The sequence below is a fragment of the Paralcaligenes ginsengisoli genome, from assembly GCF_054781135.1.
On record NZ_BAAGUZ010000045.1, the window covers coordinates 35,357 to 48,077 of the forward strand.

At 58.6% G+C, this 12,721-nt stretch carries 10 protein-coding genes and 1 tRNA gene; 7 read left to right on the plus strand and 4 right to left on the minus strand.

Annotated elements, in window-relative coordinates; genetic code table 11:
• Positions 1 to 21: 21 nt before the first annotated feature.
• Positions 22 to 2,238, minus strand: coding sequence for an FUSC family protein (locus ACYVIS_RS19925; RefSeq protein WP_232744472.1), 2,217 nt, complete (start codon positions 2,236 to 2,238; stop codon positions 22 to 24).
• A 478-nt stretch (positions 2,239 to 2,716) separates the two neighbouring features.
• Between ACYVIS_RS19925 and ACYVIS_RS19930 the strand changes: the two genes are divergently transcribed.
• The 5 genes from ACYVIS_RS19930 (at position 2,717) to pssA (ending at position 7,776) form a co-directional block, all read left to right on the plus strand.
• Positions 2,717 to 4,438, plus strand: coding sequence for an acetolactate synthase 3 catalytic subunit (locus ACYVIS_RS19930; protein WP_232744471.1), 1,722 nt, complete (start codon positions 2,717 to 2,719; stop codon positions 4,436 to 4,438).
• Positions 4,439 to 4,450: 12 nt separating this feature from the next.
• On the plus strand, positions 4,451 to 4,942 hold the full coding sequence (gene ilvN, locus ACYVIS_RS19935) for an acetolactate synthase small subunit (protein ID WP_232744470.1): 492 nt from the start codon (positions 4,451 to 4,453) through the stop codon (positions 4,940 to 4,942).
• A 164-nt stretch (positions 4,943 to 5,106) separates the two neighbouring features.
• Entirely contained in the window at positions 5,107 to 6,123 is a 1,017-nt protein-coding gene (gene ilvC, locus ACYVIS_RS19940; RefSeq protein WP_460874868.1) for a ketol-acid reductoisomerase, read from the plus strand.
• A gap of 179 nt (positions 6,124 to 6,302) precedes the next feature.
• A complete protein-coding gene (locus ACYVIS_RS19945) occupies positions 6,303 to 6,977 on the plus strand; it encodes a phosphatidylserine decarboxylase (RefSeq protein ID WP_460874869.1) in 675 nt (224 codons plus the stop codon).
• On the plus strand, positions 6,970 to 7,776 hold the full coding sequence (gene pssA, locus ACYVIS_RS19950) for a CDP-diacylglycerol--serine O-phosphatidyltransferase (protein WP_460874870.1): 807 nt from the start codon (positions 6,970 to 6,972) through the stop codon (positions 7,774 to 7,776). Before ACYVIS_RS19945 ends, pssA begins: the two co-directional genes overlap by 8 nt.
• 108 nt (positions 7,777 to 7,884) lie before the next feature.
• On the opposite strand, the gene ACYVIS_RS19955 is transcribed toward pssA, so the two are convergent.
• Positions 7,885 to 8,424, minus strand: coding sequence for a hypothetical protein (locus ACYVIS_RS19955; protein WP_460874871.1), 540 nt, complete (start codon positions 8,422 to 8,424; stop codon positions 7,885 to 7,887).
• A 373-nt stretch (positions 8,425 to 8,797) separates the two neighbouring features.
• On the opposite strand from ACYVIS_RS19955, the gene rpsO reads away from it, so the two are divergent.
• Together rpsO and pnp are read left to right on the plus strand one after the other, a co-directional pair.
• Entirely contained in the window at positions 8,798 to 9,067 is a 270-nt protein-coding gene (rpsO, locus tag ACYVIS_RS19960; protein WP_232744466.1) for a 30S ribosomal protein S15, read from the plus strand.
• Positions 9,068 to 9,158: 91 nt separating this feature from the next.
• Complete coding sequence (pnp, locus tag ACYVIS_RS19965; protein ID WP_460874872.1) at positions 9,159 to 11,312, plus strand: polyribonucleotide nucleotidyltransferase; 2,154 nt, start codon at positions 9,159 to 9,161, stop codon at positions 11,310 to 11,312.
• Between the two features lie 143 nt (positions 11,313 to 11,455).
• Here pnp and ACYVIS_RS19970 read toward each other — a convergent pair.
• A tRNA-Leu gene (locus ACYVIS_RS19970) sits at positions 11,456 to 11,541 on the minus strand.
• 182 nt (positions 11,542 to 11,723) lie between these two features.
• Complete coding sequence (locus ACYVIS_RS19975) at positions 11,724 to 12,626, minus strand: PCC domain-containing protein (RefSeq protein WP_232744464.1); 903 nt, start codon at positions 12,624 to 12,626, stop codon at positions 11,724 to 11,726.
• Positions 12,627 to 12,721: the final 95 nt, after the last annotated feature.

A 12,721-nucleotide genomic window follows, 5' to 3' on the forward strand; every position in this document is an offset into this window, starting at 1 on the left:
TTGACATTCCAAGGCGGGTATTTACGCCGGACCCAGGCCGTGCATTTCCTGGCGGATCAATTGGGCGGCCTTGACCATTTGCCGCAAGGGGTAGGCCAGGGTAGCCAATTCGCCTTCGGTTTCGATGGAGATCGGTGGGGTGGCATCCTGGTCTTGCAACAGGGCCTCGATCGCATCGAGCGATTTTTGTATGCCTTCGGGTACGGTTTGAAGTTTTGCCAGAATGGGGATGGCGGCGCTGATTTGCGATGCCAGCACGTGGTTCTGAATAAGCAGGTGATTCAATTCCGGTACATTCTTCTGGCGCTTGGCGGGTTCGTCCATCATGCGGTAGAAGGCCGCCGCGAAGTTGCTGAAGGCAATGTGCACATTTTTCCGGGCCAGGCGCCAGGCGACTTCCGCTTCGTGTCTCTGCGCTTCCAGAGAGGCCTGATCGTCCGGCTGGCTGGGCTGCGTCTCCTCGCTGGGCTGTAGCGCTCGGCTCAGGCAGGCATACTGCAGGCCGGTTTTCAGATATTCCTGGTTCGCGGCCTTGGCGGCTTTGGATAGCGACCCCATGACGCTGTATTCCCACCAGGGAAAGATATAGCTGCACAAGAGGGCCAGGCCACAGCCTATGACCGTGTCGACCAGGCGTTCGCCCACCACGAAATTGGCGCTGGGCGTAAGAAAATGGAACACCATCAGCACGAACAAGGTATTGAAGATGGCGGCCAGCATATAGTTCACCTGAATCAGGGAATAGCCCAGGACGCTGGTAATGACCAGTGCGGCGAAATAGATGTCGGGGTTTTGGGTGACATTGAATAGAATCATACCCAGGCCGCAGCCTATCAGGGTGCCCGTAAGACGCCAGCCATTGCGCTGCCTGGTGAGCGCAAACCCCGGTTTCATGACGATGATGATCGTCAGGATGATCCAGTAACTGTGCCCGGTCAGATCGGCCTTCACCCCTTCCATGTCGAGCACGAGCGACAGCACCAGGGTGGCGGTCATGGCCAGCAGGGTGGCTATCGACACGCGCAAGGCATAACGGAAGTGCGAGGAGTCCAGGCGCAGGTTGCTGGTCAGCATGCCGAACCGCAATTCCTGGCGCGACAGGAAGCGGCTCAGGGATTTATCCAGGCGGGTTTCGTTCGAGGTATCGTTGCCGTCACCGCGGGTGCGCGCAGCCATGTGCTCCACCACGCGCGTCGCGTTGCGCAGGCGGCGCAGTATTTGCACCAGCAAGGCGTAGACTTCAGGCTCGTTCTGGGCCAGCCCCTTTTCCCGGTATTGTTCGATTTCGTATTCGATGGCCCGCAATTCGGCCTTGACGCTGCTGCGTGTGCGGGCGCTTTTGTTGCGCGCGATATTCAAGGCCAGGCGTCCGACATTGACCGAAAGCTTGTACAGGGCGTCGCGGGCGAACAGCAGCACGTCGCTGTCCGGCAGGCGGCGGCGCAGCGTTGCATAGTCGGTGTGTGTGGCAACGAGGCTGTCCAGCAGATCGACCATGTCGATAAAAATGTTCAGCAGCATGACGCGATGGCGATCACCGCGCCCGCGCCCCTTGGGCAGTTCGCGCAGTACCAGGTCGCGCGCCGCCTGGTGTTTTTCGGTCATGATGGACTGAAAGTGGATCATTCGCCGGTAGCAGGCGTCCAGGTCGACATGGGCGTCGTAAAACTGTGAGCGGGCCGCCATATAGTCGGCCGTGGCGAACAGGGCGACGGACAGGCCCTGCTGCTCTTCGCGGTACCATAGTACGCGGCTGATCAGGAAGCTGAAGCTGAAATAAAACAGCCCGCCCAGGAATGAGTACAGCGTGTGCAGCAGCACCTGGCTTTCGTCCAGCGGGATGCGCATGGTCAGCGTCATGATCAGCAGGCAGGCAAAACCGATCAGGCCGCCTCGTTTGCCGAACACCGTGAGCATCGAAAATCCGAAACACAGGGCGGGGACGACCAGCCACAGCAGGACGGGATACGGTGATGCCAGGCCGGTAACGGCGGCGGTCAGGGATACCAGCAGGATGCCGCCCAGCATTTCGTTGCGGCGGTTGCTGCGCGGGCCGCCGGGCTGGTCGATGACGGCGACGCAGGCGGCGCCAATGGCCGCAATGACACCCACCGCATACAGCTGAAATATTCCGCCCAGTACCAGGGCCGGCAACAAGACCCCAATCGATTGCCGCAGCCCGCCAAAAAAATAGTGGCTATAGAAAAAACGCTGCAGTTGGGGTACGGGTGACGCCATGAGCACGGTGCTGTGGTGGGAACAAAGCAAGTATAGAGGGAGAATGGCTTGTGTTTTTTATCTTTTGCCTGAAGCGTGGTTCCCATTCATGTCAATGTGTTTCGGGCTGGGCCCGCTTGCGGTCCGAGTTGATTCTGATGGTGCAACGCGGTAAAGTAGCTCTCCTCGACTCGCTCATTTATCCAGTGCGGGCCGTCAAAGGCTCTGTCGCCCGGGCTATCCGCCCGGTTTTTTGCGCCTGCATTACCTGCTGTTGGCCGCGTCACAAGCGTGTGTTGCCAAAGCGTCCGTTTCTACCTCCCGCGTTCATGAAGAACGCTCGTACTGCGTTTCGACGAGTGCGTGTCGGGACGGCAAGGTGTCTGGGTGGCGTGGCTCTGTGAGCCATAAAGCGCCGGATCATGTTGCCGCGACTGGCCCGGCTCAGGCTTTTCCTGGCCAATCGGAATGTCAGTGCTGGTTACGAAAGGAATACAACATGGAACTCAATGGCGCCGATATCGTCGTGCATTGTCTGGCCGAAGAGGGCGTTGACCACGTATTTGGTTACCCCGGTGGTGCGGTCCTGTACATTTACGACGCAATTTACAAACAAGACAAATTCCAGCACATCCTGGTGCGTCACGAGCAGGCCGCCGTGCATGCCGCCGATGCTTATTCACGCTCGTCCGACAAGGTCGGAGTAGCGCTGGTCACCAGCGGTCCGGGCGTTACCAATGCGGTGACCGGCATTGCCACCGCCTATATGGATTCAATCCCCCTGGTAATCATCAGCGGCCAGGTGCCTAGCCACGCCATAGGCGAAGATGCATTCCAGGAATGCGATACCGTGGGCATTACGCGTCCCTGCGTCAAACACAATTTCCTTGTGCGCGATGTCAAGGATCTGGCCGAAACCATGCGCCGCGCTTTTTATATCGCCAAAACGGGCCGGCCGGGTCCGGTACTGGTCGATATCCCCAAAGACATCAGCATGGCCACCTGCAAGTACACGCCCAAAAAGGGCGAGGTGCACATGCGTTCCTATGCGCCCGTGGTCAAGGGGCATCAGGGGCAAATCAAAAAAGCGGTGCAAATGCTGCTGGCCGCCGAGCGGCCCATGGTCTATTCGGGGGGCGGCGTGGTGCTGTCGGATGCGGCTCCCGAACTGCGCCAGCTGGTGGACTTGCTGGGCGCGCCCTGCACCAATACCTTGATGGGCCTGGGGGCTTTCCCGGCCAGCGACGACAAGTTTGTCGGCATGCCGGGGATGCACGGCACCTACGAAGCCAATATGGCCATGCAGCATTGTGATGTCCTGCTGGCGGTGGGAGCCCGCTTCGATGACCGGGTGATCGGCAATCCCAAGCATTTTGCGCAAAATCCGCGCAAGATCATTCATATCGACATCGATCCTTCTTCGATTTCCAAACGTGTGCGCGTCGATGTTCCCATCGTGGGCAATGTCAAAGACGTGCTGCAGGAACTCAACAGCTTCTATGCGCAAGCGGTGGCCGATACGCCGCCCAACCAGGCGGCTGTGGCCAAGTGGTGGCAGCAAATCAATACTTGGCGCGGCAAGGAGTGTCTTAAATACGAGGGCTCCGATACGCTGATCAAGCCGCAGTTTGTGGTTCAGAAGCTGTGGGAAGTCACGGGCGGCGATGCCTTCGTGACCTCGGATGTGGGCCAGCACCAAATGTGGGCGGCGCAGTATTACCGCTTCGACCAACCCCGCCGCTGGATCAATTCGGGAGGCCTGGGAACGATGGGGGTAGGCTTGCCTTTTGCCATGGGCGTGCAAATGGCCAATCCCGACCGCGATGTGGCGGTCATTACGGGTGAAGCCTCGATTCAAATGAACATCCAGGAACTCTCCACCTGCAAACAGTATCACCTGACGCCCAAGATACTGTGTCTGAACAATCGCTATCTTGGCATGGTGCGGCAATGGCAGCAGATCGATTATGGCTCGCGCTATTCGGAGTCGTATGTCGATGCCTTGCCCGATTTCGTCAAGCTGGTCGAAAGCTATGGCCACGTCGGCCTGCAGATCGACAAGCCCGCCGATGTCGAGCCGGCCATACGCGAAGCCTTCAGCAAGCACAAGAAGCGGCTGGTATTCCTCGACTTCATTACCGACCAGACTGAAAATGTGTGGCCCATGGTGAAGGCCGGCCGCGGCCTGACCGATATGCTGCTTGGTTCAGAAGACCTGTAAGGAGAGAAAAAAATGAAACATGTAATTTCTATCCTTCTGGAAAATGAGCCCGGTGCCCTGTCGCGCGTGGTTGGCCTGTTCTCGGCGCGCGGGTACAACATCGAAACCCTGACGGTTGCGCCTACCGAAGACTCGACGCTGTCGCGCATGACGATTGTCACCAACGGTTCCGACGAAATCATCGAGCAGATCACCAAGCACTTGAATCGCCTGGTCGATGTCGTCAAGGTGGTAGATTTGTCGGAAGGGCCGCACATCGAGCGCGAGCTCATGCTGATCAAGGTGCGGGCTGTAGGCAAAGAGCGCGAAGAAATGAAACGCATGGCGGATATCTTCCGCGGGCGCATCATCGACGTTACCGATAAGGTCTACACCATCGAGTTGACCGGTGTGCAAGAAAAAATCGAAGCCTTTATCGGAGCGCTGGACCGCAGCGCGATTCTTGAAACCGTTCGCACCGGAGTATCGGGCATAGGCCGAGGAGAACGCGTCCTTAAACTGTAAAGAAGGGGCGGGCTGACGCGCATCGCGCTTGAGCCCGCGTCCTATTGAATTGCCGCATTACCGCCGACGCCCGGAATCGGGCCGGATGCACCAAAATCCATTAAGCAGCAACGATTTCCCGAATCTGAAGCAATACTATTTTCTTAAATCCTGGAGTTTTATAAATGAAAGTTTTTTACGACAAAGATTGTGACCTTTCCCTCATCAAAGGCAAGAAAGTCGCTATTATCGGCTACGGTTCCCAAGGGCATGCGCACGCCCTGAACCTGCATGAGTCGGGCGTGAAGGTGGTGGTGGGCCTGCGCAAGGGCGGAGCCTCCTGGAGCAAGGCCGAGAACGCAGGCCTGGCTGTGCAGGAAGTGGATCAGGCAGTCAAAGGGGCCGATCTGGTGATGATGCTGTTGCCCGACGAAAATATCGCCGAAGTCTATCGCAATCACGTTGCCGCCAATATCAAGGCCGGCGCCGCTCTGGCTTTCGCCCACGGCTTCAATGTGCATTACGGCCAGGTCGTGCCGCGCAATGATATCGACGTCATCATGATTGCCCCCAAAGCGCCGGGCCACACCGTGCGCGGCACGTATCGCCAGGGTGGCGGCGTACCGTCGCTGGTCGCCGTGCATCAGGATAAATCGGGCGCCGCCCGCGATGTCGCCCTGTCGTATGCCTGCGCTATCGGCAGCGGCCGTGCCGGCGTGATCGAAACCAACTTCCGCGAAGAAACCGAAACCGATCTGTTCGGTGAACAGGCCGTGCTGTGCGGCGGTACGGTCGAGCTGATCAAAGCGGGCTTCGAGACCCTGGTCGAAGCCGGCTACGCGCCGGAAATGGCTTATTTTGAGTGTCTGCACGAGCTCAAGCTGATCGTCGACCTGATCTACGAAGGCGGTATCGCCAATATGAACTACTCCATTTCCAACAATGCCGAGTATGGCGAATATGAAACCGGCCCCAAGATCGTTACGGAAGAAACCAAAAAGGCCATGCGTCAATGCCTGACCGATATCCAGACCGGCGCCTACGCCAAGAATTTCATTCTGGAAAATGCTGCTGGCGCACCTGCCCTGATTTCGCGCCGTCGCATCAACGCCGAATCGCAAATCGAGCAAGTGGGCGGCAAATTGCGCGCCATGATGCCCTGGATCGCGGCGAACAAGCTGGTAGATCAAACCAAGAACTAAACGCCTTTTGAATTGACCGGCGCGGGCGGCCCCAGTGGCCGCCCGCCAGGGGCGGAGGCGGTAGTTGTAGTGAGGGGCGGGCCTTGTGTCCGCCCTGATTCATTGTGGCTGCCTGCATTTGTCATAAGCGCACGCGACTACGCAAAACTTGATCCATTTCGGTTATTCTTCGTCTTACGATGAATAAACCTTCTTATCCGCATCCTGTCATTGCACGCGAAGGCTGGCCCTTTCTGGCAGCCGTCGTGCTTGTTTCCCTGCTTGTCACCTTCTGGTCGCCCTGGGCCTCGCTGCCCTTGTGGCTGATCTCGCTGTTTGTCCTGCAGTTTTTCCGCGACCCGGCGCGTGTCGCGCCCGACGGCGAGCTCTATGTGCTGTCCCCGGCCGACGGCCGTATTGTTTCCGTCGAAGAGGTCAAAGATCCCTACGCCCAACGCGACGCGCTGAAGATCAGCGTGTTCATGAACGTGTTCAATGTTCATTCGAATCGCGCCCCGGTCAATGGCGAAGTGTTGTCGGTCGATTATTTCGCCGGGCAATTTTTCAATGCCGCGCTCGACAAGGCATCGCTGCAAAACGAGCGCAACGCTACGGTGCTGCGCACCAGCCAGGGCCATGTCGTCACCGCGGTACAGGTCGCCGGCCTGATCGCCAAGCGCATACTTTGCTACATCAAGCCGGGCGATCAGCTCTATCGCGGGCAACGCTACGGTTTTATCCGTTTCGGCTCGCGTGTCGATGTCTATTTGCCCCTGGGTTCGCGCCCGCGGGTATCCATAGGCGACAAGGTGCAGGCCACCAGCACGGTGCTGGCTGAACTGCCTGCGGCCGCCAGCGAGCAAGCGCATGCCTAATTTCCCTCTCGACGAACATACGCGCAGGCGCAGTATCTACCTGCTGCCCAACGCGTTTACCACCGCGAATCTTTTCGCCGGATTCTATGCTGTGGTCCAGGCCATGAACGGCCGGTTCGAAATCGCCGCCATCGCAATTTTCGCGGCCATGGTGTTCGACGGCATGGATGGCCGCGTGGCACGCCTGACCAACACGCAATCGGCTTTTGGCGAGCAATACGATTCCTTGTCGGACATGGCCTCGTTCGGCATTGCGCCCGCCCTGGTCATGTATGAATGGACCTTGCACGACCTGGGCCGCTGGGGTTGGCTGGCGGCGTTTATCTATGTCGTGGGTGCCGCGTTGCGCCTGGCGCGTTTCAATACAAATATTGCTGTGATCGACAAGCGTTTCTTCCAGGGGCTGCCCAGCCCGGCCGCCGCGGCGCTGGTGGCCGGCTTTGTCTGGCTGGCTGTCGATAATAAATTTCTGCTGCGAGACGGCACCATCGCGTGGCTGGCCTTTGCGTTCACGGTTTACGCCGGCGTTGCCATGGTATCGAATGCGCCGTTCTACAGCGGGAAAACCTTCGCGCTGGGGCGCAGCGTGCCCTTTTGGGTCATTCTGGTGCTGGTCGCCGTATTCGTGTTCGTATCCAGCGATCCCCCTGTTGTACTGTTCGGGCTTTTCGTCATCTACGGCCTATCCGGCTGGGCAACCATGTTCTGGCGCTGGCGCCGGGCACGCAAATTAAGAAACCGATCGCGCCATTTCAACACGGAAGGTTTGGCGGGCGACGAGGCCAAGCACGACTTGTAGAACAGGGCAGGGCGCGCGCTCCTGAGCCTGCCGTGCCGCACCTCACAGGCGGCCGCAGGGGCCGCCTGTATGCAAGCGATACATCCCGCTCGCTTTACCGCTCGGTGCTTATCGGAACGACGACCGGTCGTTGTCGTCAAACATGGGGTCGGGCCCGGGATGGAAGCGTGTGACGTGCGAACCATCGTGGCCGAAATACACATACATCAGCGAATTCCACGATTTGGCCTGGCGGTATCGATAGCTCCAGATCAACTGGTCGGACGAGGGCAGGCCTACCCTGTCTTTTAACGCGGGTGGCCCGAATTCACAAAGAACTTGCTGCTGGGTCCAGGTGCCTTTGCCCAGAAGCTGGAAGTGCTCATCGGTCAGCAAGGACTGGACCTGATCGGTCTGGCCCGCGCTATTGACGTGCACGCCCCAGGCATACTGCCCAAAGGGTTGCTGGGACCAGACAAGATGCTGGCCGCCGTCGGGTTCGGGGCAGGAAAAGTTGGGCCGCCCGTATTTGGCCTGGATCTGGGCCAGCGGAGTGCCGGCGGGGAGGTCGCTCATACTGGAGCAGGCGGCCAGCACGCCCAGCGTGGCAACAGCCAGGCCGGCACGCAACCAGCGGCCCGGTGTGGCATGACGAATATTCGAGACCATGAAGAGCTCCTGAGTAGCGATGTATGCGCATAAGGCCAAGCCAATGCTGAAAACCTGGCTGGTGCGGAAAAGCCCAGACAGGACATTTGGCCGAAGAAAGTCATTACTGTAGCTCAAAAGTCTCTGGAGCTAAGACAGCGGGATGAGTGCCAGGGTTCCTTGGCGATTCCGCTCCTCAGGGGCCGCCCCTGGCACGCCGTACTGCCCATGGATGCCCCGTACCCCGCAAACATCTTGCCAATCCGCTATAATGCGACAGCTTTCCGGTGGAGCGGTATCTTCGTTACCGTGGATTTCGCCGAAGCCCAATCCTATTTTCATAAACATCACGTCAGGGCACCTCGGCTCTGTCGCTCGTTAAAGAGGCTTGATAATGTCTGTTGCTGACATCAAAAAAACCGATATCGTTGCACAATACCAACGTGCCCAAGGCGATACGGGTTCCCCCGAAGTACAAGTGGCGCTGCTTACGGCCCGCATCAATGAATTGACTGGCCACTTCAAGGCTCACATGAAAGACCACCACTCGCGTCGTGGTCTGCTGCGCATGGTCAGCCGCCGTCGCAAATTGCTCGATTACCTCAAAGGCCGCAGTCCTGAGTCGTATCGTTCGCTGATCGAAAAGCTCGGTCTGCGTAAGTGATACTCGGGGCTGGCTCCCCATGATGCAACCGTGGGCGCTGCGATGACAATTCGCGGTGGCCACGGTTTTTTTATTGTAAGGATATTCCGTAATGTTTAATAAAGTGACGAAATCGTTTCAGTACGGCCAGCACACCGTCGTGCTTGAAACAGGCGAGATTGCTCGCCAGGCTGGGGGCGCTGTGCTGGTTTCCATTGAAGATACGGTCGTGCTGGCGACGGTTGTTGCGGCAAAAAAAGCCAAGTCTGGCCAGGATTTTTTCCCCCTGACCGTCGATTACATTGAAAAAACCTATGCCGCCGGCCGCATTCCGGGTGGGTTTTTCAAACGCGAAGGCAAGCCTTCCGAAAAAGAGACCCTCACTTCACGCCTGATCGACCGGCCTTTGCGCCCTCTGTTTCCCGAAGGGTTCTACAACGACGTTCAGGTCATCATTCATACTTTGTCGGTCAACCCCGAAATCGACCCCGACATCGCCGCCATGATCGGCGCGTCGGCCGCGCTGGCAATTTCCGGCATCCCCTTCAATGGCCCCATTGGCGCAGCACGGGTGGGCTACATCGACAATCAGTACATCACCAATCCCACGACTTCGCAATTGAAAGAGTCGCAGATGAATCTGGTGGTGGCCGGTACCGAAGCCGCTGTGCTCATGGTCGAATCCGAAGCACGACAATTGTCCGAAGAAATCATGTTGGGCGGGGTCGTATATGGCCACGAACAAATGCAGACGGTCATCAATGCCATCCACGATCTGGTCGGCGAAGCCGGCAAGCCCGAATGGGACTGGCAAGCGGCGCCCAAGAACGAAGCGCTGATTACCGCCGTAAGCGCCGCCGCCCAGGCCGGCCTGCAGGCCGCTTATCAGGTGCGCGACAAACAAGGCCGCACTACCCAGTTGCGCGATGTATACGCCAGCGTCAAGGCCAAACTGCTGGAACACGCCACAGCCAAAGGCGAAGCCCAGCCCGACAGCGTTGAAGTCGACAATATCCTGTTCGACCTCGAAGCTAAAATCGTGCGCGGCCAGATCCTGAACGGCGAAGCCCGTATCGACGGTCGCGATACCCGTACCGTGCGTCCCATCAGCATTCGTCTGGGCGTGCTGCCTCGTGCGCACGGCAGCGCCTTGTTCACTCGCGGTGAAACACAAGCTTTGGTGGTGGCCACTTTGGGCACCAAGCAAGACGAGCAAATCATCGATTCGATCATGGGAGAATCCCGCGACCGTTTCATGATGCACTACAACATGCCTCCGTTTGCCACGGGCGAAACCGGCCGTTTCGGTGTGCCCAAGCGCCGTGAAATCGGCCACGGCCGCCTGGCCAAGCGTTCGCTGATCTCCCTGTTGCCCGACGCTCCCGACTTCCAGTACACGATCCGCCTGGTTTCCGAAATTACCGAGTCCAATGGTTCGTCTTCCATGGCGTCGGTATGCGGCGGTTCGCTTGCCATGATGGATGCCGGTGTTCCCGTCAAGGATCACGTGGCCGGCGTAGCCATGGGCCTGATCAAGGACGGCGGCAAATTCGCCGTGCTTACCGATATCCTGGGCGATGAAGATCATCTGGGCGATATGGACTTCAAAGTGGCCGGTACCGTGCAAGGCATTACCGCCCTGCAAATGGATATCAAGATCCAGGGTATTACCAAGGAAATCATGCAGGTCGCGCTGGCCCAGGCCCGCGAAGGCCGTTTGCATATCCTTGAAAAGATGAAGGCTGCCCTCGAAGGTTCGCGCACCGAGCTGTCGGAGTTCGCTCCACGCATGCTGACGGTCAAGATCAATCCCGAGAAAATCCGCGACGTAATCGGCAAGGGCGGTGCGACCATTCGTGCGCTGACCGAAGAAACCGGCACGCAAATCGATATCGGCGACGACGGCACCATTACCATTTCCAGCGCCGATCTCGATCGCGCCAGGGATGCCGAGCGCCGCATCAAGGAACTGACTGCCGATGTCGAAGTCGGTCAGGAATACGAAGGCCCTGTGCTGCGTCTGCTGGATTTCGGCGCGATTGTCCAGGTTCTGCCTGGTCGCGACGGCTTGCTGCATATCTCTGAAATCGCCAACTATCGCATCGCCAATATCAATGACGTGCTGAAAGTCGGCCAGACCGTGCGTATCAAGGTTATCGAAGCCGATGACAAGGGTAGGCTGCGTCTGTCCATGAAGGCTATTGGCGGTATCGAAGCCCAAGGCGGCCCGCAAGGTCCGGTGGCTGCTCCTGAAACCGCGGCCTGATTACGCCGGCGCAATACGCCGTGGCGCCAGTATTGCTTATCTGGCGCCGCGGTTATTGCAGTGGGTGGCGGCCTTCGGCCCCGCCTGACTGCAATCGGTGCTTTGTAATATGAAAAACGACATCCGTGGATGTCGTTTTTTTATGGTGCACCCAGCCGGAATCGAACCGGCACGATCAATGATCGAGAGATTTTAAGTCTCTTGCGTCTACCAATTCCGCCATGGGTGCGCGGACGTGATTGTTACATGAACTGCTGTTTCCTGCTGTGGGTTTTGAAATTTTATTTCAAATAACAGGGGGATTTGCGATGGACGGCCGCTACAGCGGCATGTATCGCTTGCGTAGGGGGGAGGCTTGTTGTCACCCGAGGTTTATGCCTTGGCCTGGACGAGCGGGCACAAGGCTTGCCCCTACGGCAGCGGTTCGACGACGAGTTCGAAGGTGACGAGCACCGCATTGGCGCCGCGGAGCAGGCGCCCTTGCGTGGTGGCTCCGGTGTAGTCGACCATCACAACATCGACAGTGGCTTGCGCCGCACCGTCGGCGCCAGGTTCGACTATGCCCCGCTGGATGAATACTTCGGTGGCAATGGGGGCAACCGTGCGTCCATCGTCGAATGCGGCTCCAACCAGGCTGCCTACGCCTCCGCGCACAATGGCGCGCCGGATGCCGCGCTCCGTACATATGGTTTCCAGAGCGGTGCAGAAATCCTGGTTTGGCCGGACACGCAGCACGAATGCGCTTACGCCGTTTGCCGACGAACCGGGCATAAGCTCCGGTTCGGGCGCCGGCAAGCCCTGTGGCTGCGCCTGCAACTGCGGCTGGAACAGCGAAAAATTTGTTTCGGCATCGGCCGCCACGACAAAATCCACGCCGCGTATCAGTGCGGCCGTGGCGTGCAATGGGGTCGAGAGAATAGCGTCGTCGGGCAGAATATGGCCGCAGCGCTGTGTCCCGTCCGCCTCGTTCCAGAGGGCATGGCAATGCAGCCATGGGGCGTGATCGCGCAGGCCATAGGTTATGCAGCCGGCCTGGATATGCGTTTGACCCGGTGGCGCATCGTAGCGTTTGCTGTAATAGACCGCGTGTTCGGGCGAGTCGGACATGGCGGGCAGCACATAGGCGAAAGGATCCAGGGCGCCGTCATGAAGCGTCAGCACGGCGCTGCTTGCCCCGAGCGCGGACAGGGCCTGCGTGGCAGCGGCCATCAATGGCTGGCCCGCGCCGAGTACGAGTTCCACGATATCGACCTTGCCGTCTATGCACTGCAGCCGCTCGGCCGCGACCGGGCCTGGGTGCTCAATATGACGCATGCGCCGCATCCCGGTCTACCCGCCTTGAAATCGTGTCGTGCTGCATGCCTCGTCCGTTTGATTGTTGGTTCATAATATGAACCTTTTGGCGGTTA

Bases quoted from the DNA above. Each gene is read 5' to 3' on its own strand.
- pssA (WP_460874870.1), top strand. From the start codon at position 6,970: ATGCCTAATTTCCCTCTCGACGAACATACGCGCAGGCGCAGTATCTAC.
- ilvC (WP_460874868.1), top strand. From the start codon at position 5,107: ATGAAAGTTTTTTACGACAAAGATTGTGACCTTTCCCTCATCAAAGGC.
- ilvN (WP_232744470.1), top strand. From the start codon at position 4,451: ATGAAACATGTAATTTCTATCCTTCTGGAAAATGAGCCCGGTGCCCTG.
- ACYVIS_RS19945 (WP_460874869.1), top strand. From the start codon at position 6,303: ATGAATAAACCTTCTTATCCGCATCCTGTCATTGCACGCGAAGGCTGG.
- ACYVIS_RS19925 (WP_232744472.1), bottom strand. From the start codon at position 2,238: ATGGCGTCACCCGTACCCCAACTGCAGCGTTTTTTCTATAGCCACTAT.
- ACYVIS_RS19930 (WP_232744471.1), top strand. From the start codon at position 2,717: ATGGAACTCAATGGCGCCGATATCGTCGTGCATTGTCTGGCCGAAGAG.
- pnp (WP_460874872.1), top strand. From the start codon at position 9,159: ATGTTTAATAAAGTGACGAAATCGTTTCAGTACGGCCAGCACACCGTC.
- ACYVIS_RS19955 (WP_460874871.1), bottom strand. From the start codon at position 8,424: ATGGTCTCGAATATTCGTCATGCCACACCGGGCCGCTGGTTGCGTGCC.
- ACYVIS_RS19975 (WP_232744464.1), bottom strand. From the start codon at position 12,626: ATGCGTCATATTGAGCACCCAGGCCCGGTCGCGGCCGAGCGGCTGCAG.
- rpsO (WP_232744466.1), top strand. From the start codon at position 8,798: ATGTCTGTTGCTGACATCAAAAAAACCGATATCGTTGCACAATACCAA.